Source organism: Brachybacterium netajii (SeqCode) (assembly GCF_054114245.1).
Genome location: NZ_JBSYXB010000001.1, coordinates 544,953 through 566,067 on the forward strand (window position 1 = coordinate 544,953; position 21,115 = coordinate 566,067).

The following is a 21,115-nucleotide window of genomic DNA, read 5'->3' on the forward strand; positions in this document are numbered from 1 at the left end:
ATGACCAGTGCAGCAGTTCCTTCCGACGCTTCCCCAGCACGGACCCGCGCCCCAGTCCGGGCATCGCGTCCTCCGTCGTCCGCCGTTCCCAGGAGCCAATCGGTGATCAAGTACCTCCTGCGACGGTTCGTGAACTACGCGATCCTCACGGCCCTCGCCACCGTCTTCGCCTACATCGCGGCCAGCAGCTTCTTCAACCCGCGCAACCTCTACCTCGGCAAGAACCCGCCGCTGTCCGAGGAGTCGATCGACGCCGCGCTGAGCCTGCAGGGCATCAACGACAAGGACCCGGTGCTGCTGCGCACCTGGTGGTGGTTCGAGCGGATCCTCACCGCGCCCTTCGACGAGAAGCTCGGCGCGGACCGCACCGGCCAGCAGGTCGTCACCGCCATGGTCGGCAACCTCGACGACTGGTGGCGCTTCTGGGACCAGGCCTGGCTGGGCCGCGCGGGCATCAGCCTGCGCCTGCTGATCATCGGATCGATCCTCGCCGCCCTGCTCGGCGTCGCCGCCGGCGTCTGGGGCGCCGTGAAGCAGTACAAGGCACCCGACCAGATCATCTCCTACGCCTCCTACGTGCTGATCTCGACCCCGACGTTCGTCGGCGGCGTGCTCCTCATGGTCGCGGCGACGAAGATCAACAACCTCGCCGGTGTCCAACTCATCCGCTTCTCCAAGGCGTACACGCCGGGGATCGACGGCTTCTGGCCGCAGATCGCCGACTTCGCCTCGCATCTGCTGCTGCCGACGCTCGCCCTGACCTTCTTCGGCGCCGCCGCGTACTCCCGATATCAGCGCTCGGTGATGCTCGACGTGCTCGGCTCGGACTTCATCCGCACCGCCCGCGCGAAGGGCGCGACCCGTTCGCAGGCGCTCATCAAGCACGGCCTGCGCGTCGCGCTGATCCCCATGTCCACCTACTTCGCCTACTCGTTCGGCACCCTGGTGTCCGGGTCCGCCTTCCTCGAGATCGTCTTCTCGTGGGAGGGCATGGGCAAGTACGGCATCCAGGCCGTGCAGCAGTCCGACATCAACGCGCTGGCCGGCAACGTCTTCTTCTCCGCCGTGCTGATCCTCTTCGCCTCCACGCTCTCGGAGTTCCTCTATGCCGCGCTCGATCCGAGAGTGAGGGTCTGACCCATGTCCATGCTCACCCCGCCCCCCGCCTCCGCCCCCGAGGCCCCCGGCGAGCCGGATCCGACCGCGGAGCTCCCCGAGCACGCCGAGGCCGGCGACCGCCAGGCCCGCCCCGTCTCCCGCAACGCCCTCGTGTGGCAGCGCCTCAAGCGCAAGCCGAACTTCTGGATCGGCGGCGGCATCCTGCTGGCCATCATCCTGTTCTCGCTGCTGGGCAACCTCCCGAACATCTACGAGGTCAACCAGGCCGACCGCTACGGCTTCAACTCCCCGCCGGGCGCCCAGCACTGGTTCGGCGCCGACCAGAACGGCTTCGACCTCTACGCCGCGATCACCGCGGCGCTGCGGAAGTCGCTGCTGATCGGTCTGATCGCGGCGCCGCTGGCGACGATCATCGCGGCGCTCGTCGGCTCCCTCGCCGGCTACCTGGGCGGTCCCATCGAGCTCCTCCACGGCTGGGTCGTGAACCTGCTGCTGGTGCTGCCGGTGTTCTACGTCCTCATGATCATCTCGCCGATGCTCGCGAACTTCTCCTGGCTGATCCTCGTCGTCGCGATCGCGCTCTTCGGCTGGATGATCATGTCGCAGATCGTCAAGAACCAGACGAAATCGCTCCGAGAGCGGGAGTTCGTGCTCTCGGCCCGGTTCACGGGCGTCGGCACCTTCAGGATCCTGACCCGGCACATCATCCCCAACGTGTCCTCGCTGCTGATCGTCGACGCCACCCTCGGCGTGTGCTCCGCGATCCTCGCGGAGACCTCGCTGTCGTACTTCGGCCTCGGCATCCAGCCGCCGGACGTCTCCCTGGGCACCCTGCTCCAGAAGGGCACCTCCGCCGTCGTCGCCCGCCCCTGGCTCTTCTTCTTCCCGGCCGGCTTCCTGGTCGCGCTGCTGACCTCCGTCTCCCTCGTCGGCGACGCCCTGCGCGACGCCCTCGATCCGACCAGCGGCACCGACCGGAGCTGATCGACGGCGTCGGCCTCCGGCCTCCGTCGGCCGTCGTCCCCGGGCTCCCGTCCTCTCCCTCGACCTTCTCCCTCCCGCTTCCCCCCTCCGACTTCCTCGACCCCTCGGCCATACGTTCCGGCCGACATCCCGCGTCCGTCCGTCCCGCGGCGGCGTCACCCCAAAGGAGATCCATCATGACCATCACCAGCAACCGTCGCCGGTTCCTGCAGGGGACCGCCGTCATCGGCGGCGTCGGCGCTCTCGCGGCCTGCGGCCAGGAGTCCCAGGAGGAGCGCGCCAGCCAGGCCGCCGAGGAGAAGGAGAGCGCGGCGGCCGAGGCCTCGGCGCTCCCCAGCACCGACTGGGAGCGCGCCGACTACGACGCGGTCCAGGACGGCGGCACCCTCCGCCTCGCGGTCTCCCAGCTGCCCACCAACTGGAACAGCTACCACCTCGACGGCGCCCTCGCCGACCTCACCACGGTCCGCGCCGCCACCGCGCCCGGTCCCCTCATCGCCGACGAGTCCGGCGCCGTCTCCCCGAACCCCGACGTGATCGTCTCGGCCGAGCTCACCGGCGAGGACCCGCAGGTCGTCACCGTGAAGTTCAACCCGGAGGCCGTCTGGGAGGACGGCACCCCGATCACGATCGCGGACCTGACCGCCCAGTGGAAGGCCTGCAACGGCTCCGACGAGGCCTTCCTCGTCGCCTCCACGACCGGCTGGGAGAGCATCGCCGACGTCCGCCAGACGGATGACGAGTACACGGGCGAGATCGAGTTCTCCAGCTCCTTCCCGGACTGGATCCAGTACATCTACCCGGACATCCCGCAGACCGTCTCCGGCGATGCCGCCTCCTTCAACGAGGGCTTCCTGACCACGCCGACCCCGTCCTACGGCCCGTTCGTCGTGGACAGCGTCGACCAGACCGGCGGCGTCGTCACCCTCAAGCGCAACGAGAAGTGGTGGGGCCAGGCCCCGAAGCTCGAGACCATCGTGTACTCGGTCATCAGCCAGGTGCAGATGCCCGCCTCGTTCGCCAACGCCGAGCTGGACTCGATCGACGTCGCCGACGGCGACACCTACTCGCAGGCGAGCTCCCGCTCGGACGCGGTCATCCAGAAGACCAACGGCGTCACCTGGACCCACGTGTACATCAACGCCAAGGGCGGCGACGGCAAGCTCGCCGACGCGAAGGTCCGCGAGGCCATCGCCCGCGCGATCGACCGCGACGCCGTCGGCGAGGCCGTCGTGGGTCCGCTCGACGCCCCCGTCGTGAACGTCGACAACTACGTGTTCATGCCCGGACAGGACGGCTACGAGGACTCCTTCGAGGCCGGCACCGGTTCGGCGCTGACCCTCGACGCCGACGCCGCGGCCGCCCTGCTCGACGAGGCCGGCTGGGAGCTCAACGGCGACGTGCGCGAGAAGGACGGCGAGACGCTCTCGCTGAAGATCATCATCCCCGCAGACGTCACCTCCAACGCCGACCGCGCCACGCAGATCATGAACAACCTCAACGCGGTCGGCTTCGACGTCGAGCTGCAGACGGTCCCCTCCGACTCGTACTTCTCCGAGTACGTGACGCCGGTGAACTTCGACCTGGTGACCTTCTCCTGGCAGGGCACGCTGTTCCCGCAGCAGTCCTCCGGCAACCTGTTCTACCCGGCGGACTCGGGCCAGAACTTCACCGGCCAGGACCTCGACGACCAGCTCGGCGACCTCGCGGACTCGATGCAGACCGAGCTCGACCCCGCCACCCGCATGGCCGCCTCCAACGAGTTCTCGGCGATCGTGGCGGCCTCCTGGTCGTGCATCCCGTTCTACGCGACCCCGAACATCGTCGCGGTCACCGACGGCATCGTGAACTACGGCGCCGCCCAGTTCGAGACCGTCGACTGGACCACGGTGGGCTTCAAGGCCTGACGCCTCCCCCGCGCCCCAAACGGCCCGGCCGCCTCCTCCGCGAGGCGACCGGGCCGTTCGGCGACCGGCGGGGCGATCGGGCCGACGGGGCGGTCGGTCCGGCAGGGCGATCGGGCCGACGGGACGATCGGTCCGACGGGACGGTGGATCGGACAGGACGGCGCCGGGTGCGCCGCGCACCCGCCGCACCCGCGGCCGGCAGCGCGCGGGCGCAGGCACAGGGACTCGGGGGCCGCGGGGTCAGAGGGCGCCCGGGCTCAGAGTGCGCCCGGGCTCAGAAGGCGAAGTGGACGACGACGAGCACCGCCGCCGCGGCGAGGCCCACCACGACCGGGACGTTCACCCGCTGCGTGGCCGATGCGGCGACCGCCGCCGGGCCGACGTCGGAGCCCGGTGCGGCATCGGCGCCCGCGGTATCGGACCCTGCGGCCCGCTCCCAGCGCTGCCAGGCGGCGAGGGCCGGATAGCTGGGGCTCGAACGCTGGTCCTCGACCAGGCGCTGGGACCAGTCCGGTCCCGTCGCCCGTCGGCCGCCGCCACGGCCGCCGCGGCCGGAGGACCGGACGGAGGAGCGGCCCCGACCCGCCGCCTGCGAGCGCGGGTCGGCGGCGGCGAGGCGCTCGCGCGGGCGGTCCTTGCCGACGCCCGGCGCGTTCCAGGCGGTGATGACGACGGCGTCGGCGTCGGCGTCCGTGCCGGTGCTCGCGGAACGGGGCGCGACGACGAAGCGGAGCATCGCCCCGAGGCGCACGTCGGCGATCGCCGCCAGCGGGAGCCGGTGCACGAGCAGCACGTTGCGCACCTCGATCTCGTGGGCGCGCACGATGACGCGCGGCGCCCACAGCAGCGCCCAGACGACGAGCGCGACGGCCGTCGGGAGCTCGGCGAAGCGGAGGCCGGAGGCGCCGTAGACCCACAGCCCCTGCACGATCGTCGCCGCGCACAGCGCCCACACGATCGCGCTGAGCAGGATCGCGCTCGAGGGGCGGATGTGCGTGGAGCCGTCACCGCGCTCGGCGGTGCCCAGACGCGCCATGGCTCAGGCGCTCAGCGCCTCGACGGCCTCCCCGGAGGCGATCTTGGCGTCCAGCTCGTCGCGGTCCAGGAAGATCCGCTCGCGGCCGCGCTCGATCTCCGGGTCCGGGATCGGGACGGCCGACAGCAGCGCCTGGGTGTACGGGTGCTCGGGGTGGTCGAAGACGTCCTCCGTGCGGCCCATCTCGACGATGCGGCCCTTGTACATCACGGCGATGCGGTCGGAGATGTTGCGGACCACCGACAGGTCATGGGAGACGAACAGATAGCTGACCTGCAGCTCCCGCTTGAGCTTCTCGAGCAGCTCGAGCACGCCCGCCTGGATCGTCACGTCGAGGGCCGACGTCGGCTCGTCGAGCACGATGAGCTTGGGCTCGCAGGCGAGGGCGCGCGCCACGCCGATGCGCTGGCGCTGGCCGCCGGAGAACTCGTGGGGGTAGCGCCCCGCATGCTCGGGCAGCAGGCCGACGGTGTCGAGCAGCCAGGCGATGCGGTCGTCCATCTGCTTCTTCGAGTAGCCCTGCACCTGCATCGGCTCGCGCAGCGAGTCGGCGATCGGCAGGCGCGGGTCCAGCGAGGCCATCGGATCCTGGAAGACGATCGCGATCTCGGCGCGCAGGCGCTTGCGGTCGGCCTTCGTCAGCTCCGAGGTGTCGGTGCCGTTGAAGCGGATCGCGCCGCCCTGCAGCTTCTCGAGCTTCATGATCTCCATGAGCGTGGTCGTCTTGCCGCAGCCGGACTCGCCCACCAGGGCGAAGCACTCGCCCTCGTGGATGTCGAAGGAGATGCCGTCGACCGCGCGCTGCTCGCCGACCTGCCGGCGGAAGACCATGCCCTTGGTGATCGGGTAGATCCGCTCCAGCTCCACGACCTCGAGGATCTTGGGGGCGCGGGTGGTGTCGACGGCCTCCTCCTGGGCGGCCTCGGGGGCGATGCCGCCGACCTCGCTCGCCTCGGAGGCCTTCATCTCGCCGCGCTCGATGGCGACGCGCTCGGAGGCGATCGCCTGGCCGTCCACGCGCGGGACCGCCGAGAGCAGCTTCTGCGTGTACGCCTCGCGGGGATGGTAGAAGATGTCGTCGACCGGGCCCTCCTCGACCAGCACCGCCTTCTCCATGACCAGCACGCGGTCGGCGAAGCCGGCGACGACGCCGAGGTCGTGGGTGATGAGGATCGTCGCGGCGTCGACCATCTCCTGCGCCGTCTTCAGCAGATCCATGACCTGCGCCTGGATCGTCACGTCGAGGGCGGTGGTGGGCTCGTCGGCGATGATCAGCTCGGGCTCGTTGGCGATCGCCATCGCGATCATGACGCGCTGGCGCATGCCGCCGGAGAACTCGTGCGGGAACTGCTTCGCCCGCCGGCGCGCCTCGGGGATGCCCACGGCCTCCAGCAGCTGCACGGCGCGATCCGCCGCGGCCGCCTTCGAGACCGACGCGTCGTGCAGACGGATCACCTCGGCGACCTGGTCGCCGATCGTGTACACCGGGGTCAGGGCCGACAGCGGGTCCTGGAACACCATGGAGATCTTGTCGCCGCGGAGCTTCGAGAGCTGGCGGTCATCGAGCGCGAACAGGTCCTGGCCCATGAAGTCGATCGACCCGGAGATGCTCGCGGTGCTCGGCAGCAGACCCATCACCGCGAGGGAGCTGACGGACTTCCCCGAGCCCGACTCGCCCACGATCGCGAGCGCCTCCCCCGCCCTGACCTCGTAGCTGAGGTTCTTCACGGCGTGCACGGGACCTGCCTCGGAGGGGAAGGTCACGCTGAGGTCGCTCACGGTAAGGATCGGTTCGGACATGTTCCTGCCTCTGATGGTTCTGCGTCGCCGCCCGGGGGCTCCCGGCACGGTTCCGCCGGGGCCGCCGCGCACGCCGACGGGCACGATGCTCCTGGACCGACGAACGGTCCGTCTCATCGAGCAGACTATCCCGGCGGTCCCTCCGAGGACCATGTATGGACGACCCCGGTCCGATCCTGACCGAACCGTGATCTGACCGGCCGCATCCCCGCTCGTCGGCCCGCCCCCGGGCCGTCGTCGGCTCGCCCGTCGGACCATCGTCGGCTCGCCCGTCGGACCATCGGTCGCCGACGGGCGAGCGCTGTCCGGAGGCCGTCGGAGGCCCCCGGGGCGCGTCCCGCTCGCGTAGGGTCGGAGGAAGCGTGCCGCATCGCGGCGGCACCGTCGACCGCAGAAGGGCCAGCCCGTGCCAGCAGAGGGAACCGAGAACAACCGCCCGCAGCCCGAGGGGAGCGCACCGTCGTCGGCCTCCGTGCCGACTCCGGACCCTGCGCCGACGGGCCCGTCGGCCCCTGACGCGTCGGCCCCGACGGCCCCGGACGCGGCGAGCGCGTCGGCGCCCGAGGCGAGGAGCATGTCGATCCCCGAGGCGGCGGCCGCGGCGACCCGCGTGCTCGACGCGGTGGAGACGGCCGTCGTCGGCAAGCGTCCCGCGCTCGAGCTCGTGCTCGCGGGCATCCTCGCCGGCGGACACGTCCTCCTCGAGGACCTGCCGGGCCTCGGCAAGACCCTCGCCGCCCGCTCCTTCGCGCAGGCGCTCGGCCTCCCGTTCACGCGCGCGCAGTTCACCCCCGACCTGCTGCCCGCCGATCTCACCGGCGCCGAGGTGTTCGACCAGCGCACGGGCGAGTTCGTGTTCCGTCCGGGCCCCGTGTTCACCGGCCTGCTGCTGGCCGACGAGATCAACCGCACGCCCCCGAAGACCCAGTCCGCACTGCTCGAGGCGATGCAGGAGCGGCAGGTGTCCGTCGAGGGCACCACGCGCCCGCTCCCCCGCCCCTTCCACGTCCTCGCGACCGCGAACCCCGTCGAGCACGAGGGCACCTACCCGCTGCCCGAGGCGCAGCTGGACCGCTTCCTGCTCCGCCTCAGCTTCGGCTATCCGACGCCCGAGCAGGAATGGGACGTCGTCTCCCGTCGCATCGGCCGACGCACCGAGGACCAGTCGGTCGCGCAGGTCCTCGACGGCGCCGGGCTGCTCGGCGTGCAGGCCGCCGTCGAGACCGTGCACGTGGACGACTCGATCGGCCGCTACGCCGTCGAGATCGTCGCCGGCACCCGCGAGCACCAGCATGCGCTCGTCGGCGCCTCCCCCCGCGGCACCCTCGCGCTCATCACCTGCGCCCGCGCGCTCGCGGTGATCCGCGGACGCGCCTTCGTCGTGCCCGAGGACATCAAGGCCCTCGCGCATCCCGCGCTCGACCACCGCGTCACCGTCAAGCCCGAGCTCTGGCTGCAGAACGCGACCGGCGCGGGCGTCGTCGACGCCGTCCTCTCGCAGGTCCACGTCCCCGCCGCCGCGCAGGACCCGGCGGCGCGCCCGACCGGCGGCGCGGCCGGAGATCCGACGGGCGGTGCGGCCGGAGGTCCGACGGGCGGTGCGGCGAACGGCCCGGAGGGCGCTGCGGACGGCGATCTCGTCCGCAGCGGCGACCGGGCGTGAGCAGTACTCCTCCCGCCGCGGCCTCCGCGCCGTCGGCCGCCTCCGATCCGTCGGCCGCCCGCGGTTCGTCGGCCGCCCACGGTCCGTCGGCGGCCGACGCGCCGACGCTGCCGCCGCTGCCCACGCGGCCGACGGCGGCGATGCTGCGGGCGATCCTCACCGGCGGCGCGCTGCTCGTCCTCGCGCTCCTGCTCGGCCGGCCCCTGCTGGTGCTCGCCGCCGTGCCCGTCCTCGCCTGGGCGCTCGTCGCCCTCGCCCGACGGATCGCGCGCGGCGAGGAGCGCGGGGTGCGTCGGCCGACGGCGCATGCCGGACGCGCCGTCATCGAGGAGGGCGCCTCCTCCTCGCTCACGGTCCGCACCGCGCCCGGCCTGCTGCTCGCCGCCACCGTGCCCCTGCGCGCGCACACCGACCTCGCCCCGCGCTACGGCGCCATCGTCTCCGCCGGCGAGGTCCGGGTGCGCGTCACCTCGCATCGCTGGGGGCTCGTGACCATGGGGCCGACGCACGTGCTCGTCGCCGACGCCCTCGGCGCCCACCGCGCCCAGCAGACGCTGCCCGCCGTCGGCATCCGCGCCGTGCCCCGCTCCTCCGTGCTCGACGCCCCGATCGAGGTGCCCACCCCGATCGGCATCAGCGGCGTGCACCTCTCCCGCCGCCGCGGCGACGGGACCGCCCTCAGCGAGGTCCGCGAGTTCCGCCCCGGCGACCGCCTCCACCGCGTGAACTGGCGCGTCACCAGCCGCACCGGCACCCTCCACACCAACGCGACCTTCACCGAGCAGGACACCGACGTCCTCATCGTCACCGACACCGTCTCCGACGTGCACCCGGCGCCCTGGGCGGGCGAGGAGGCGCCGACGAGCCTGGACATGACCATTCGGGCGACCGCCGCGATCGCCCGCCACTACCTGACCGCCGGCGACCGGGTCGCGATCGCCGACATCGGCCACCTCATCGGCGCCGTCCCCGCCGGCACCGGGCCCCGGCAGCTGCGCGTCCTCACCGACGCCCTCTCCCGCGCCCGCCGCGACGACGGCGTCCCCCGCACCCCCAACCGGGTGCGCAGCATCCGCCCGGGCACCCTCGTCGCCGTCTGCACACCGCTCCTGCATCCCGCGGCGATCGAGCAGATCGGCGTGCTCGTCTCCCACGGCGCCGACGTCATCGTCGTGGACACCCTCCCGCCCAGCATCGGCGACGTGTCCGTGCTGAACGGCCGCCCCCTGCGCGTCGACGGCGTCGACTCCGCCCGCTACTGGCCCGAGGCCTGGGCGATCCGCCGCCTGCTGCGCGAGCGCACCGTCCGCGAGCTCCGCGAGGCCGGCGTCCCCGTCACCGCCTGGGACGGCCCCAGCTCCCTCGCCCCCGTGCTGCTGTCCCTGTCCGCCTCGCGCACCGCGCCGAGGATGAGGAGGTCCTGATCCCATGCGCTTCCTGAACCGCCTCGCCGACCCGATCGCCGAGGCCGCCCTCGGGCTCCGACGCGTCAGCGCCGCCCAGTGGCTGCTGCGCCTCGCCCCGATCCTCGCAGCCGCCGGCGCCCAGGCCGTGCTCTACCCGCAGGGGATCGTCACGAACCTCTTCGGCATGCTGGTGACGCTGGCCGTCGCCGTCGGGGTGCTCATCGCGACCTTCTCCCCCGACTCGGACCTCGCCCTCATCGCCCCGCTCGCCCTCGTCCTCGGCCTCGCCCTCCGCGGGGAGCTCACCGTCCTGGTCGCCCTCGCCACCGGGGCGCTGATCCTCGTGATGCACGTCGGCTGGGCCCTGGCCGCGATGACCCCCGCCCATGGCGAGCTCACGCGGGAGGCCTGGCTCCTGGCCGGCTCCGCCCTCCTCCAGGTCCTCGCCGCAGCGATCATCGGGGCGGTCGTCGTCCTGGCCCTCCTCGGCGTGGACCTCGGCACCTGGATGCTCGTCCTCGGCGCCGCCGCCGCCATCGGCCTCGTCGCCCTCCTCCTCCCCCGCGCGCCCGCCGACGCGAAGCGCTGACGCCTGGGGTTGGGGGGTGCGCGCCCGGGGTTGGGGGGTGCGCGCCTGGAGTTGGGGGGGGGTGCGCGCCTGGAGTTGAGTGGTGCGTGCCCGGGGTTCAGGGGTGCGCGGCCGGGGTTGAGGGGTTCAGAGGCGGAGATGGGATTCAGCAGTGAGCGGGTTGGAGAAGTGAGCGTCTCCCACCGGGCATCTGACAATTCCGCAGGGCCAGTGGGCGAAAGTACCCGGAATTGAAGCGATTTAGCTGCCGCTGACGGCCACTCCCGCCGACCCCCAGCCGAGCTCAGCCGAGCTCAGCCGAGTCCAGCCGAGTCCAGCCGAGTCCAGCCGAGTCCAGCCGAACTCAGCGCAGCGGACCGTCCCGGGAAGGAGGAGCTTCGGCCAGGTCTGCATCGCCACCCGAGCAGTGGCCAGAAATGCTCGGAAATGGAGCGCTTTAGCTACTGCTCAAGGACACCGCTCACAACGTGGAGCGCTTTAGCTCCTGCTGAGGGCCACTGGCACCGGCTCTGGGGGCGCCGGAGCTCAGCACTGCGCTCGCAGCACCATCGCCACGCGAGCAGTGGGCAGAAATGCTCGGAAATGGAGCGCTTTAGGTACTGCTCAGGGACACTGCTCACAGCATGGAGCGCTTCAGCTACTGCTGAGGGCCACTACTACCTATTGATGAGGGCCACGACCGCTGAGGACAACGACCACAGAGGGCCACGATGGCTGCCGCTGAGCGCTTCCCCGCGCGCATCCCGAGCAGAGGAGGGCGGAGCTCGACGCGCCTGGGCGAACGAAGCGTGTCGAGGGGATCCTCGGCTGTAGTTCGAGGGCCTACGGGGTGCTCTTGGACCCGTCGCTCGGCGCGGGCGTGGATGTCGGGGTGCTGGTCGAACCGCCGTCGGACGAGTCATCATCCGAGTCGCCGGGATCCTCCGTGCCCGTACCCGTACCCGTGCCCGTGCCGGTGCCCGTGCCCGTATCTCCGCCGGTACCGGTCTCCGGATCCGTTGTCGGCTCAGAGTCCTCCGTGGGCTCCGCAGGCGAAGTGGTCTTCGGCGGGGTCGACTCCTCCGTGCCCGGGGTGGTCGGGGAGTCCGTGCCACCTGTCGTCGGCTCGGATGTCCCACCGGATCCGCTGCCGCTGGACCCGCCGGTGCTGCCCGAGCCGCTGTCGCCCGAGCCGCTGTCGCCCGAGCCTGTCGTCGCGCCGCCCGACGAGCCCGTGCTCCCGCCCGACGATCCCGTGCTCCCGCTCGATGAGCCGGTGGATCCGCTCGTCGATCCCGTGCTGGAGGACGAGGACGAGCCGCCGGAGCGCCCCGAGGACGACGAGGAGGAGGAAGAAGACGTGCCGGACGCACCGGACTCGTCGGTCCCGGTGTCGGCGGCCTCGACCGCGTCAGCGGGGTCCTCGTCAGAGGTCTCCTCCGCGGTCGGCTCCTCGCTGGCCTCGGTGGTCTCCTCCTCCGGCTCCTCCGTCGTCGGCTCCTCGCTCGAAGCGGTGGACTCGGGGGCGTCGGTGGTCTCGGAGGTCTCCTCGACGGTGGGGTCGGCGACGGTCTCCGCCCGATGGTGGTAGCTGTCCTCCTCGCCGGCGAGGGCCGCGAGCGGGCCGAGGCCGGCGATGCCGAAGCCGGTCAGGCTGCCGACGGTGACGACGACGGCGGAGGCGATCGCCGCGGCCGCCCAGGGACGGCGGGGACGGGGCGGCTCATCGCTGCGGATACCGGTCAGGCGCTTGCGCATGAGCTCCTCGCTCCCTCGGGACAACATCGACGACATCGCGTGCGGCCCGTCCCGCGTCGCGCGCGGAGTGCGGTTCGCACCGTTCGCCGAGATCGGCGCACAGGCCACAGAGTACCGAGAGACGGCCCGCACCGGGAAGCCAGGAGACAACGGTCATGAGTCCGCATCGCGGACCCGGGGTCCGACAGCCCGGCCCACAGGGCCCGACGATCCCGCCCGCAGGTGCCGACGCCAGCCTCCGACGGCCCAGCCCACCAGCCCCGCCCGACGGTCCAGCCCAACAGCCCCGCCCGACGGTCCAGCCCGACGGCCCCGCCGTCTCCGCCGCCTCCGCCATCATCTGCCTCCGCTACATCCGCACCGTCCGCGCGCGGCGGGCGAGGGGGTCGACCTGGGCGTCCTGGCGGCGTCGTCGGGCGCTCTCGACCCACAGCCGCCAGGGCGAATGGCGCTCGGCGACGAGGGCGAGGCGGAGGCCGCGGGCGAGGGTCTGGTCGGTGGGGGTGGCGGGCAGCGCGGCGAGCTGGGCGGCGTGCGAGGCGAGCTGCGGGCCCATGCCGGCGCTCGCCCAGCGGGCGGCGATCTGGGCGATGTGCTCTCGGGAGTCGAGGATCGCGTCGCCGACGCCGGGCAGCTCGAGGAGGGCGGCGCCGGGGATCCGTGCGGCGAGGTCGCGGGAGATCTCGACGGGGCGGACGAGGTCGCGGGCACCGGCGACGACGAGGGTCGGGGCCTGGATCTCCCGGGCGAGGGCGTGGAGGTCGTAGGGCTCCTGGGCGGCCGCGGGGAGGGCGCGGGCGCGGGCGCCGCTGAGGACGAGGGGGTCGAGGGGTCCGCCGTCGGCGTGCCGTCCCATGCCGAGCTCGGTGTGCGCGATGCCGGCGGCGAGGTCGTGCTCGACGACGTAGGGCGTGGACTGCAGCCAGTCCTGCGCGAGGACCTGGCGGACGCTCGACCAGGTCAGGCGTCCGCGGCCGACGGCCAGGAGGTCCACGAGGTCGCGCACGGCGTCGGGCCCGCCGTGCTCGTGGACGGCGAGGACGACGGGTCCGCCGCGGGCCACGTCGACGACGCCCTCCTCGCCGAGGCGGCGCAGCACGGAGGCGATCGTGGAGGTCGCGGGCACGTCGCCGTCCCAGTAGGCGGTGCGCAGCGCGCGCTGGCCGATGACCTCGTCGTCCCTGCTGGTCAGCGCCGAGTCGAGGACGAGGGAGTGCACGCGCTCGGGATGCAGCGCGGCGAGCGCCTGGGCGAGGTAGCCGCCGTAGCCGCAGCCGTAGACGCTCGCCCGCTCGACCTTCGCATGGTCGAGCACGGCGACGAGGTCGTCGATCACCTCGGCGACGCGGACGGCCTGGATCGGGAGATCCTGGCCGGTGGAGTCCAGTCGCGAGAGGCCGACGCCGCGATGCTCCATCATCAGCACGTCGAGTCCGCGGGCGGCGAGGGTGCGGCGCATCGGGAAGTACGGCAGTACGGAGGCGCCGCCGGGCCCGTCGGGGATGATCAGCAGGGGCGCCTCCGGCGGGGCGGTGCCCCGCCGGGCGATGAGGTCCTGGGGCCAGGGATGCCGCGGCGTCGTGCGGGCGTAGCGCAGGGGGAACAGCCGGTCGTCGTCCGCGGAGAACTCGCGGTAGACCGTCATGAGGTCGTTGCGGATCGACAGCAGGTCGTCCTGGGCCGAGCGGTCGAACAGCTCGCGGGTGCTCACGGCGCGAAACTCACGGCGCGATGAGCGAGGCCCCGGGCCCGCCGACAGCGTCCCACAGGAACGTGTACATCAGGGCGTTCATGCGGGCGGCCTGCTCGTTGGTGGCGGCGCCGCCGTGCCCGCCCTCGGTGTTCTCCCACGAGCGGACGTCGGCGCCGAGGGATTCCATGGCGGCGGCGAACTTGCGGGCGTGGCCGGGGTGGACGCGGTCGTCGCGGGTGGAGGTCAGCAGGAAGGTCGGCGGGTAGTCGACGTCCTCGCGCAGCAGGTGGTAGGGGCTGAAGGTGCGGATGAACTCCCAGTCCTCGGTGTCGGGATCGCCGTACTCGGCCATCCAGGAGGCGCCGGCCAGCAGGTGGGAGTAGCGCTTCATGTCCAGCAGCGGGACCTGGATGACGACGGCGCCGAACAGGTCCGGGTACTGGGTGACCATGTTGCCGGTGAGGAGGCCGCCGTTGGAGCCGCCGCGCACCGCGAGATGGTCGCGGTCGGTGACGCCGCGCTCGAGGAGATCCTTCGCGACGCTCGAGAAGTCCTCGTAGGCGCGGTGGCGGTTCTCCTTGAGGGCGGCCTGGTGCCAGCGGGGACCGTACTCGCCGCCGCCGCGGATGTTCGCCAGGACGTAGGTGCCGCCGCGCTCGAGCCAGGCCTTGCCGATGCCGCCGAGGTAGGAGGGCGTCAGGGAGACCTCGAAGCCGCCGTACCCGTACAGGAGCGTCGGAGTGGGCTCGGCGCTCTCCTCGCGGTCGGCGCGGCCGATCTCGAAGTAGGGCACGCGCGTGCCGTCGTCGCTGGTGGCGAAGTGCTGGGTGACGGAGAGGCCCTCGGAGTCGAAGCGGGAGGGCGCGCTCTTGATGCTCTCGAGGGGGCCGGCGGGGCCGCCCGCGGGGATCTCGGCGAGGTCGCCGAGCAGCAGGCGGGTGGGCTCGACGAAGCCGGTGACGGTCACCCACACCTCATCGCTCTCGTCGGCGTCGACGGCGCTCACGCCGAGGGAGCCCTCGAGCTCGGGGTACAGGTCCTGGTGGATCCAGCGCCCGTCGGCCGACCGGTGGTGCACCTCGAGCCGCTCGACGACGTCCTCGAGGATCGTCAGCACGATCGTCGAGCGGGTGATGGTCATTCCCGCGAGAGAGGTCGCGTCAGTGGGCTCGAAGAGCATGGTCAGCTCCGGCTCGCCGCGCTGGAAGGCGTCGAAGTCTCCGACGACGAGCGAGCCGGCCGGATACACCGACCCGTCGACCTCCCAGTCGGAGCGGGGGCTGAAGACGCCGAGGTCCCGGTGGGCGTTGACCTCGAGGTCGCGGGGCACGTCGACGAGCGCGAGCGCCGGCGGCTCCTGGGAGAGGTCGACGACGCGGACGCTGCTGTCGTAGAAGGCGTGGGCCTGAACGACCCAGTCGCGCTCCCAGCCCGGCGTGGAGTCGTGGGAGGCGAAGACGGCCATGTCGTCCTCGCTCGCCTCGAAGACGATCGCGGCGTCGGCGAGCGCCTCGCCGCGCCGCCAGACGCGAGCCTGGCGCGCATAGCCCGAGGAGGTGGTGCTGTTCTCGCCGACCTCGGTCGACGCCCACACCGTGTCCTCGTCGATCCAGCTCAGCGAGCCCTTCGCCTCGGGGCGCAGGAAGCCGCCGTCCTCGGGGCCGACGAACGCCAGCGCCTCGAGGTCGAACTCGCGGGTGACGTCGGCGTCGGAGCCGCCGTGGGAGAGGTCGATCAGCGCCCGACGGTAGGGCTCGCCCTCGGCGCGTCCCCGGGGGCGCAGCAGGCGGGCGCCGTGCCACACCCAGTCCTCGCCCTCGGCGGCGTTGAGCGCGTCGACGTCGAGCAGGATCTCCCACTCGGGCTCGTCGGTGCGGTACGAGGCGAGGGTGGTGCGGCGCCAGAGCCCGCGCTCGTGCTCGGCGTCGGTCCAGAAGTTGTAGAGGTGGTCGCCGCGCTTGGTGACGCCGGGGATCCGGTCCTTCGCGTCGAGGATCGCGAGGATCTCCCGCTGCAGCGTCGCCGCGAGCCCCTCGCCCTCGGGATCGCGGGGGTCGACGACGGCGTCGAGCGCGCTCTCGGCGCGGCCGTTGCGCTCGCGCACCCAGGCGAGCGCCTCCTCGCCGGTGATGTCCTCGAGCCACTGGTGGGGGTCGGCCGAGCCGTCGGGCGCGGGGAGCTGGGGCACAGGGGCGGCCTGGGCCGGGGACGCAGGCTGCTGGGGGTCGGTCATCGGTTCTCCTCGCGGTCGACGACGAAGGCGTCGAGGATGGTGGTCCAGGTGGTCTTCCAGGTCTCGCGCTCCTCGGCGGAGGCGAGCCCCTTGTGGTCAAGGCCGAGCACGCTGCGGGCCGCCGCCGCGGGTGTCGCGGGCTTCGCGCTGATGCTCACGGCGACGCGGCCGGCGCCCTCGGCGTCGGCCCGCCAGTAGCGCCAGCGCTCGGTGCCCGACAGCGCTGGCACACCGATCCCGAGCGCCGCCCGGCGGTCGTCGTCGAGGAAGGCGTGCCAGGCGTCGCGCACGGCGTCGGGGTCGCCCGCGACGGTGCGCGAGGCCGAGGCCGCGAAGGCCCCGTCGCTGCTCTGCCCGATCTCGCGTCGCCCGATCAGCTGCTCGTAGGCGACGGTCACGCCCTGCGCCCACCAGCCCGACAGCTCCCAGCGCTCGATGATCTCGCGCGCGATCGCCGCATGCGCGAGGTCGCGGGCGCCGAGTGCGTCCAGCCGGCGCGCCCAGTCGTCGAGGCCGACGCCGGTTCCGCCGGCGATCGCGCCGGCGCGGGGATGCTCCGTCGGCGGGGTCACGAAGTCCATGGGCTCACCCTAGCGGCGGAGTCCGCCCCGGATGCCAGACTGGCCCGATGCAGCGTCGACACCTGATCGCCCTCGCCCCCGTGCTCGCCCTGGGCGCCTGTTCGAGCGTCGGAGGGGACGGCTCCGCCTCCGACGGCGGCTCCGCGACCGCCGCCGGCACCCCGCCGGGGTCCGACGGCGCGGGCTCCGACGACGGCGGGGCCACGAGCACGGGCGACGGCGCGAGCGACGGCTCCACGACCACCGATCCGACGACGGCGCCGCCCACCCTCGCCGAGCAGAGGCTCTCGGCGCTCTCGGCCCGGGAGATCGCCGGCCAGCTGGTCCTGGTGGGCATCCAGCAGGGCTCGACGATCTCTCCGGAGCTCGTCGAGGAGCACCATGCCGGCGGGTTCTTCCTGCTCGGGAACTGGAAGGACGCCGCCGAGGTCGAGGCTCTGACGGCCGCCGCCCAGGACCTCTCCCCCGCCGACTGCGGCGCCCTCTTCGCCGTAGATCAGGAGGGCGGGCAGGTGCGGCGGCTGCGCGGGGACGCCGGCCATCGGACCGCCTCCGCCGAGGAGCTCGGGGCGGAGGGCGTCGACGCCGTCCGCGAGGCCTATAAGACCATCGGCGAGGATCTCGCGGCGCTGGGTCTGCCGCTCGCCCTGGCCCCCGTCGCCGACGTCGTCGACCCGGACCTCGGGGACGCGAATGAGCCGGTCGGCGGCCTGGATCGCGGCTTCGGCACGGATCCCGAGCACGTGGGCGCGTGCGTCGCCGCCGCGATCGAGGGGCTCGCCTCCGCGGGCGTCGGGGGAACGCTCAAGCACTTCCCCGGCCTGGGGCGGGTCGAGCAGAACACCGACTTCTCCGCCGAGGGCATCGTCGACGACGTCACCGACGCCGAGGATCCCTTCCTCGCCTCGTTCGTCGCCGGCATGGACGCCGGGGCGGATGCCGTGATGCTGTCCTCGGCGGTCTATCCGCGGATCGAGGCCGACGTCCCGGCGATGTTCTCCCCCGCGGTCGTCACCGACCTGCTGCGCGACCGCCTCGGCTGGGACGGCCTCGTGGTCTCCGACGACATCGGCATCGCCGAGGCCGTGCAGTCGATCCCCGTCGCCGAGCGGGCCACCCGGCTGCTCGCCGCCGGCGGCGACGTGCTGCTGACGGCGGATCCGTCGCTCACCGGCGCGCTCGTCGACGCGATCCAGGCGTGGGCCGCCGAGAGCGAGGAGCAGGGGGCTCGGGTCCGTGCCTCCGCCGCGCGGATGCTCGCCGTCAAGGAGCGCAGGGGCCTCCTCGACGGCTGAGCGGAACTCGCCCGGCCCGCGCCGCGCCCGCCCGCGCCGGGCTGGCCTACGCCTGGCTGGCCCGCGCCGGGCTGGCCTACGCCGGGCTGGCCCGCGCCGCGTCAGTCCTTGCCGAGCGTGACCAGGTGGTTCAGCGGATGGAATCCGCCCGGTCGGTCGGAGACCTCCCAGTCGGCGGAGTTCGCGGTCGCGGAGGCGACGAACTCGCGGGCGGTCGCGATGAGGACCGCGAGATCGTCCTGAGCACCCTCGTCGCCGATCTCGCCGAGCTCCCCGGCCCGGTCGAGCTCGGCGACCCGGGCGATCTGCGCGGTGATCGCGGCGGAGAGCGTGGCACCCGCCCCGCGCACCTTCCGACCGCGGTGCCGCGGGGTGCGCAGCAGGTCGGTGCCGCCCGGATGCACGACGACGTCGACCGCCTCCGTCCCTCCGAGAGCACCGCCGGTGACGACCACGGCCTCGGGGCCGAGCGCCTGGAGGGCGAGGCCCTGCTCGCGCATTTCCTCGATCGACGTCGCGGGGCGCACGCCCAGCAGCTGTGCGGCCTCGGCGATGTTCGGGGTGAGCACGTGGGCGAGCGGCACGAGCTGCTCGCGCAGCGCCCGGGCGCCCTCGGCGGAGATCCGCGCGGTCCCGTCGGAGTCCACCATGACCGGGTCCAGCACGATGCGTCCGAGGCGCGGGCCGTGCGCGCGCACCGCCTCGGCGACGGTCCGCACGACGGCCGCGCTGCCGAGCGACCCGAGCTTGGTGGCGTCCAGCAGGAGGTCCTCGGCGACGGCGTCGACCTGCTCGCGCACGACCGCCGCCGGAAGATGATGGGTCCCCAGGCTCCGATGTCCCGTGACGGTGCAGACCGCGGTGATCGCGCTCGCCCCGTGGACGCCGAGGGCGGTGAAGGTCTTCAGATCCGCCTGGACGCCGGAGGCGCCGTCGGATGCCGAGCCGGACACGGTCAGGGCGATGGGCGGGCGCATGCGGGGCTCCGTTCGTCGAGGTGATCGGGAGCGTATCAACGCCCGCCTGGGCGGACGCCGTGGCCGCGCCGGGGCGCGCCCGGACGCCGGTGCGGGAACTCGTGCGAGAATCGGCCGGGGCGCGTCCCGCACGGGGGCGTCATGGGACGACGACCCGAGGCGGCGCCCCGAGGGGAGCGCCGGGGAGGTGGCGATGACTGAGGACCTACACGGCAGCGGCCGCGACGACCCGTCGGCGACGGGGCCCGGCGAGAGCCTGCCCTCCTTCTCGGGCGCCTCCGGCTCCGACGGCTCCCTGCCGGACTTCACCGCCCAGGGCGGCCCGGTCGAGGGCCTGCCCGACCTGGCCGGTGCGCACGACGGCGTCACCGTCGGCGAGCCCAGCGAGCGCAGCCGGAACCGGACCCTGGCGATCACGCTGTCCGTCGTCGGCTCCGGCGTCGTCCTGCTCGCGGTGGTCGCGCTGGTCCTCTCGCAGACCGTCTTCCGCTCGGTGCTCGACGACGACGAGGACGACGCCTACACCGCGGCGGGCGACCGCACCGCCCAGGGGCAGACCGAGTACATCCCCGACGAGGAGGATCCGGATCTGGCCCCGCCGCCCGAGATCTTCACCCAGGCCCCGCAGACGGCCTGCTCGATCCCCTCGGACTACACCCCCGCCCAGTCCGCCCCCTCCGGGACCGTCCGCGGCGGCGACCTCCAGTACACGATCCCCGACGACTGGGACTTCCCCTGGGGCTCCAGCTCGTTGCCGTACATGACGGAGACCGACGGCCAGGGCCGCCAGGTGGAGAGCAACTGGTACAGCGTGGTCAACCTCGGCCGGGTCAGCTGGCCCGAGAACGAGGGCGGCTATCCCGGGCTCGAGCCGACGGCGGTGGCGCTCTTCCAGTGCTACGCGACCACCGCGGGCGTCCTCTCCCAGTTCGGCGAGAACCCCACCGTCACCGACTACCGCAGCGAGACCTTCGACGTCGACGGCTACAGCGGCTGGATCGTACAGGCCACCTACCACTTCGAGGACCCCGACAGCCTCTCCACGACGAGCGCCTCGATCGTCACCTCGATCGTCGTGGAGACCGACGACGGGGCCAGCGCCCTCGTCTCCGACGTCGCCGCCGATCACGAGGACCACGTCCAGGGCCTCGAGGAGATCATCGCCAGCCTGACGGTCGTCGACTGACCCGCGGATCCCGACGCCGAGCCCGACCCGACCCCGGACGATGACGCCGGGCGCCGCCCAGGAGGAGCATCGATGCACACCACGACCCAGTCCACGTCCGCGCAGCGCCCCGGCCCGGGCGGCGGCGGGAGCGCCCTGATCGTCGGCATCATCGCCTTCGCCGTGGTGTTCCTGCTGATCATCGGCGGGACCGTCGGCTATCTGGTGCTGCGCAGCTCCGGGGCCGAGGGCCGCCAGGGCGCCTCCTCGAGCCAGGCCGTCACGACGACCCCGACGACGGACCCGGTGACCACGCCCTCGGAGTCCGTCGAGGAGGACCGCTGCTGGTGGCCCGAGTACGAGCGGGTCTCGGCGAACTCCTCGGGGCGCCTGCGCGGCGGCGGCCTCGAGTTCATCCCGCCCGCGGAGTTCACGGACCGCTACAGCCAGTCCTACGCCTCCTTCGTCAACGACGCCCAGGTCGCGACGGCCGACATCGAGTCGTCCTGGGTGGACGTGCTCGTCGTCGGCGCCGTCGAATGGCAGCCGGGCATCGAGTACCCCGGCGAGAAGGAGGCCTCGGAGCGGATCCTCGAGTGCATCTACGCGAACTCCGCGAACTGGGGCGACACCAAGAACAACTCGCTGCACGACCAGACCACCGTGCCCGTGACCGTCGCCGGGAAGGCCGGCTACAAGACCACGGCGACGCTCCAGTTCGGCGAGGACCCGCTCGAGGCGATCGACGCCACGACCATCACGGTCGTCGTCGTGGACACGCCGGACCTGGACACCCCGGAGGGCGCGAGCGTGTTCATCTCGGAGATCGGCGTCGGCATGACCGATCACGAGGAGGGCGCGGTGGACGCCTACGACTCCCTGACGATCGTCGCCGGCTGAGCGGAGCCGGCTCGTCGGACCCGCTCGTCG

16 protein-coding genes are annotated in these 21,115 nt (G+C 72.9%); 9 read left to right on the top strand and 7 right to left on the bottom strand.

Going from position 1 to position 21,115, the window contains the following annotated elements; genetic code table 11:
* The first annotated feature begins 102 nt into the window (after window positions 1-102).
* The 3 genes from ACXET9_RS02455 to ACXET9_RS02465 all read left to right on the top strand — a co-directional run bounded on the left by ACXET9_RS02455 (window position 103) and on the right by ACXET9_RS02465 (window position 4,010).
* Window positions 103-1,137: an ABC transporter permease gene (locus ACXET9_RS02455; protein WP_457884533.1), complete on the top strand. Its 1,035-nt coding sequence runs from the start codon at window positions 103-105 to the stop codon at window positions 1,135-1,137.
* Window positions 1,138-1,140: 3 nt separating this feature from the next.
* A complete protein-coding gene (locus ACXET9_RS02460) occupies window positions 1,141-2,103 on the top strand; it encodes an ABC transporter permease (protein WP_457884535.1) in 963 nt (320 codons plus the stop codon).
* Between the two features lie 176 nt (window positions 2,104-2,279).
* Window positions 2,280-4,010, top strand: coding sequence for an ABC transporter substrate-binding protein (locus ACXET9_RS02465; protein ID WP_457884536.1), 1,731 nt, complete (start codon window positions 2,280-2,282; stop codon window positions 4,008-4,010).
* 274 nt (window positions 4,011-4,284) lie between these two features.
* Here ACXET9_RS02465 and ACXET9_RS02470 read toward each other — a convergent pair whose 3' ends face one another.
* Together ACXET9_RS02470 and ACXET9_RS02475 are read right to left on the bottom strand one after the other, a co-directional pair.
* On the bottom strand, window positions 4,285-5,046 hold the full coding sequence (locus ACXET9_RS02470; protein WP_457884538.1) for a hypothetical protein: 762 nt from the start codon (window positions 5,044-5,046) through the stop codon (window positions 4,285-4,287).
* A gap of 3 nt (window positions 5,047-5,049) precedes the next feature.
* Window positions 5,050-6,825, bottom strand: coding sequence for an ABC transporter ATP-binding protein (locus ACXET9_RS02475; protein ID WP_457884540.1), 1,776 nt, complete (start codon window positions 6,823-6,825; stop codon window positions 5,050-5,052).
* Between the two features lie 595 nt (window positions 6,826-7,420).
* Between ACXET9_RS02475 and ACXET9_RS02480 the strand changes: the two genes are divergently transcribed.
* From ACXET9_RS02480 to ACXET9_RS02490, 3 genes are read left to right on the top strand one after another with little or no spacing between them, the layout of a single operon-like run.
* Entirely contained in the window at window positions 7,421-8,509 is a 1,089-nt protein-coding gene (locus ACXET9_RS02480; RefSeq protein ID WP_457884541.1) for an AAA family ATPase, read from the top strand.
* On the top strand, window positions 8,506-9,933 hold the full coding sequence (locus tag ACXET9_RS02485) for a DUF58 domain-containing protein (protein ID WP_457884542.1): 1,428 nt from the start codon (window positions 8,506-8,508) through the stop codon (window positions 9,931-9,933). The genes ACXET9_RS02480 and ACXET9_RS02485 overlap by 4 nt, the downstream gene beginning before the upstream one ends.
* Before the next feature lie 4 nt (window positions 9,934-9,937).
* Window positions 9,938-10,504 carry a hypothetical protein gene (locus tag ACXET9_RS02490; RefSeq protein ID WP_457884544.1) on the top strand — a complete coding sequence of 189 codons (567 nt, stop codon included), beginning with the start codon at window positions 9,938-9,940 and terminating at the stop codon, window positions 10,502-10,504.
* Between the two features lie 822 nt (window positions 10,505-11,326).
* On the opposite strand, the gene ACXET9_RS02495 is transcribed toward ACXET9_RS02490, so the two are convergent.
* From ACXET9_RS02495 to ACXET9_RS02510, 4 genes are all read right to left on the bottom strand, one after another.
* Window positions 11,327-12,241: a hypothetical protein gene (locus ACXET9_RS02495; RefSeq protein WP_457884545.1), complete on the bottom strand. Its 915-nt coding sequence runs from the start codon at window positions 12,239-12,241 to the stop codon at window positions 11,327-11,329.
* A 349-nt stretch (window positions 12,242-12,590) separates the two neighbouring features.
* On the bottom strand, window positions 12,591-13,952 hold the full coding sequence (locus tag ACXET9_RS02500; protein ID WP_457884547.1) for an alpha/beta fold hydrolase: 1,362 nt from the start codon (window positions 13,950-13,952) through the stop codon (window positions 12,591-12,593).
* Window positions 13,953-13,962: 10 nt separating this feature from the next.
* Window positions 13,963-16,167: a prolyl oligopeptidase family serine peptidase gene (locus tag ACXET9_RS02505; protein ID WP_457884549.1), complete on the bottom strand. Its 2,205-nt coding sequence runs from the start codon at window positions 16,165-16,167 to the stop codon at window positions 13,963-13,965.
* Window positions 16,164-16,748: a hypothetical protein gene (locus ACXET9_RS02510; protein ID WP_457884551.1), complete on the bottom strand. Its 585-nt coding sequence runs from the start codon at window positions 16,746-16,748 to the stop codon at window positions 16,164-16,166. Before ACXET9_RS02510 ends, ACXET9_RS02505 begins: the two co-directional genes overlap by 4 nt.
* 47 nt (window positions 16,749-16,795) lie before the next feature.
* Between ACXET9_RS02510 and ACXET9_RS02515 the strand changes: the two genes are divergently transcribed.
* Complete coding sequence (locus ACXET9_RS02515; protein ID WP_457884553.1) at window positions 16,796-18,043, top strand: glycoside hydrolase family 3 N-terminal domain-containing protein; 1,248 nt, start codon at window positions 16,796-16,798, stop codon at window positions 18,041-18,043.
* Between the two features lie 101 nt (window positions 18,044-18,144).
* Here the strand turns inward: ACXET9_RS02515 and thiD are convergent, their stop codons facing one another.
* Window positions 18,145-19,020 carry a bifunctional hydroxymethylpyrimidine kinase/phosphomethylpyrimidine kinase gene (gene thiD, locus ACXET9_RS02520; RefSeq protein ID WP_457884555.1) on the bottom strand — a complete coding sequence of 292 codons (876 nt, stop codon included), beginning with the start codon at window positions 19,018-19,020 and terminating at the stop codon, window positions 18,145-18,147.
* 193 nt (window positions 19,021-19,213) lie between these two features.
* Here thiD and ACXET9_RS02525 point away from each other — a divergent pair, with 193 nt between their 5' ends.
* On the top strand, window positions 19,214-20,206 hold the full coding sequence (locus ACXET9_RS02525) for a hypothetical protein (RefSeq protein ID WP_457884557.1): 993 nt from the start codon (window positions 19,214-19,216) through the stop codon (window positions 20,204-20,206).
* A gap of 72 nt (window positions 20,207-20,278) precedes the next feature.
* Window positions 20,279-21,085 (top strand): hypothetical protein, encoded by an 807-nt coding sequence (locus tag ACXET9_RS02530; RefSeq protein WP_457884558.1) that lies wholly within the window; start codon window positions 20,279-20,281, stop codon window positions 21,083-21,085.
* Window positions 21,086-21,115: the final 30 nt, after the last annotated feature.

What these genes read in the sequence shown, in the direction of transcription:
- ACXET9_RS02505 (WP_457884549.1), bottom strand. Translation starts at nt 16,167, where the DNA reads ATGACCGACCCCCAGCAGCCTGCGTCCCCGGCCCAGGCCGCCCCTGTG.
- ACXET9_RS02490 (WP_457884544.1), top strand. Translation starts at nt 9,938, where the DNA reads ATGCGCTTCCTGAACCGCCTCGCCGACCCGATCGCCGAGGCCGCCCTC.
- ACXET9_RS02510 (WP_457884551.1), bottom strand. Translation starts at nt 16,748, where the DNA reads ATGGACTTCGTGACCCCGCCGACGGAGCATCCCCGCGCCGGCGCGATC.
- ACXET9_RS02470 (WP_457884538.1), bottom strand. Translation starts at nt 5,046, where the DNA reads ATGGCGCGTCTGGGCACCGCCGAGCGCGGTGACGGCTCCACGCACATC.
- ACXET9_RS02465 (WP_457884536.1), top strand. Translation starts at nt 2,280, where the DNA reads ATGACCATCACCAGCAACCGTCGCCGGTTCCTGCAGGGGACCGCCGTC.
- ACXET9_RS02515 (WP_457884553.1), top strand. Translation starts at nt 16,796, where the DNA reads ATGCAGCGTCGACACCTGATCGCCCTCGCCCCCGTGCTCGCCCTGGGC.
- ACXET9_RS02525 (WP_457884557.1), top strand. Translation starts at nt 19,214, where the DNA reads ATGACTGAGGACCTACACGGCAGCGGCCGCGACGACCCGTCGGCGACG.
- ACXET9_RS02480 (WP_457884541.1), top strand. Translation starts at nt 7,421, where the DNA reads ATGTCGATCCCCGAGGCGGCGGCCGCGGCGACCCGCGTGCTCGACGCG.
- ACXET9_RS02460 (WP_457884535.1), top strand. Translation starts at nt 1,141, where the DNA reads ATGTCCATGCTCACCCCGCCCCCCGCCTCCGCCCCCGAGGCCCCCGGC.
- thiD (WP_457884555.1), bottom strand. Translation starts at nt 19,020, where the DNA reads ATGCGCCCGCCCATCGCCCTGACCGTGTCCGGCTCGGCATCCGACGGC.
- ACXET9_RS02495 (WP_457884545.1), bottom strand. Translation starts at nt 12,241, where the DNA reads ATGCGCAAGCGCCTGACCGGTATCCGCAGCGATGAGCCGCCCCGTCCC.
- ACXET9_RS02530 (WP_457884558.1), top strand. Translation starts at nt 20,279, where the DNA reads ATGCACACCACGACCCAGTCCACGTCCGCGCAGCGCCCCGGCCCGGGC.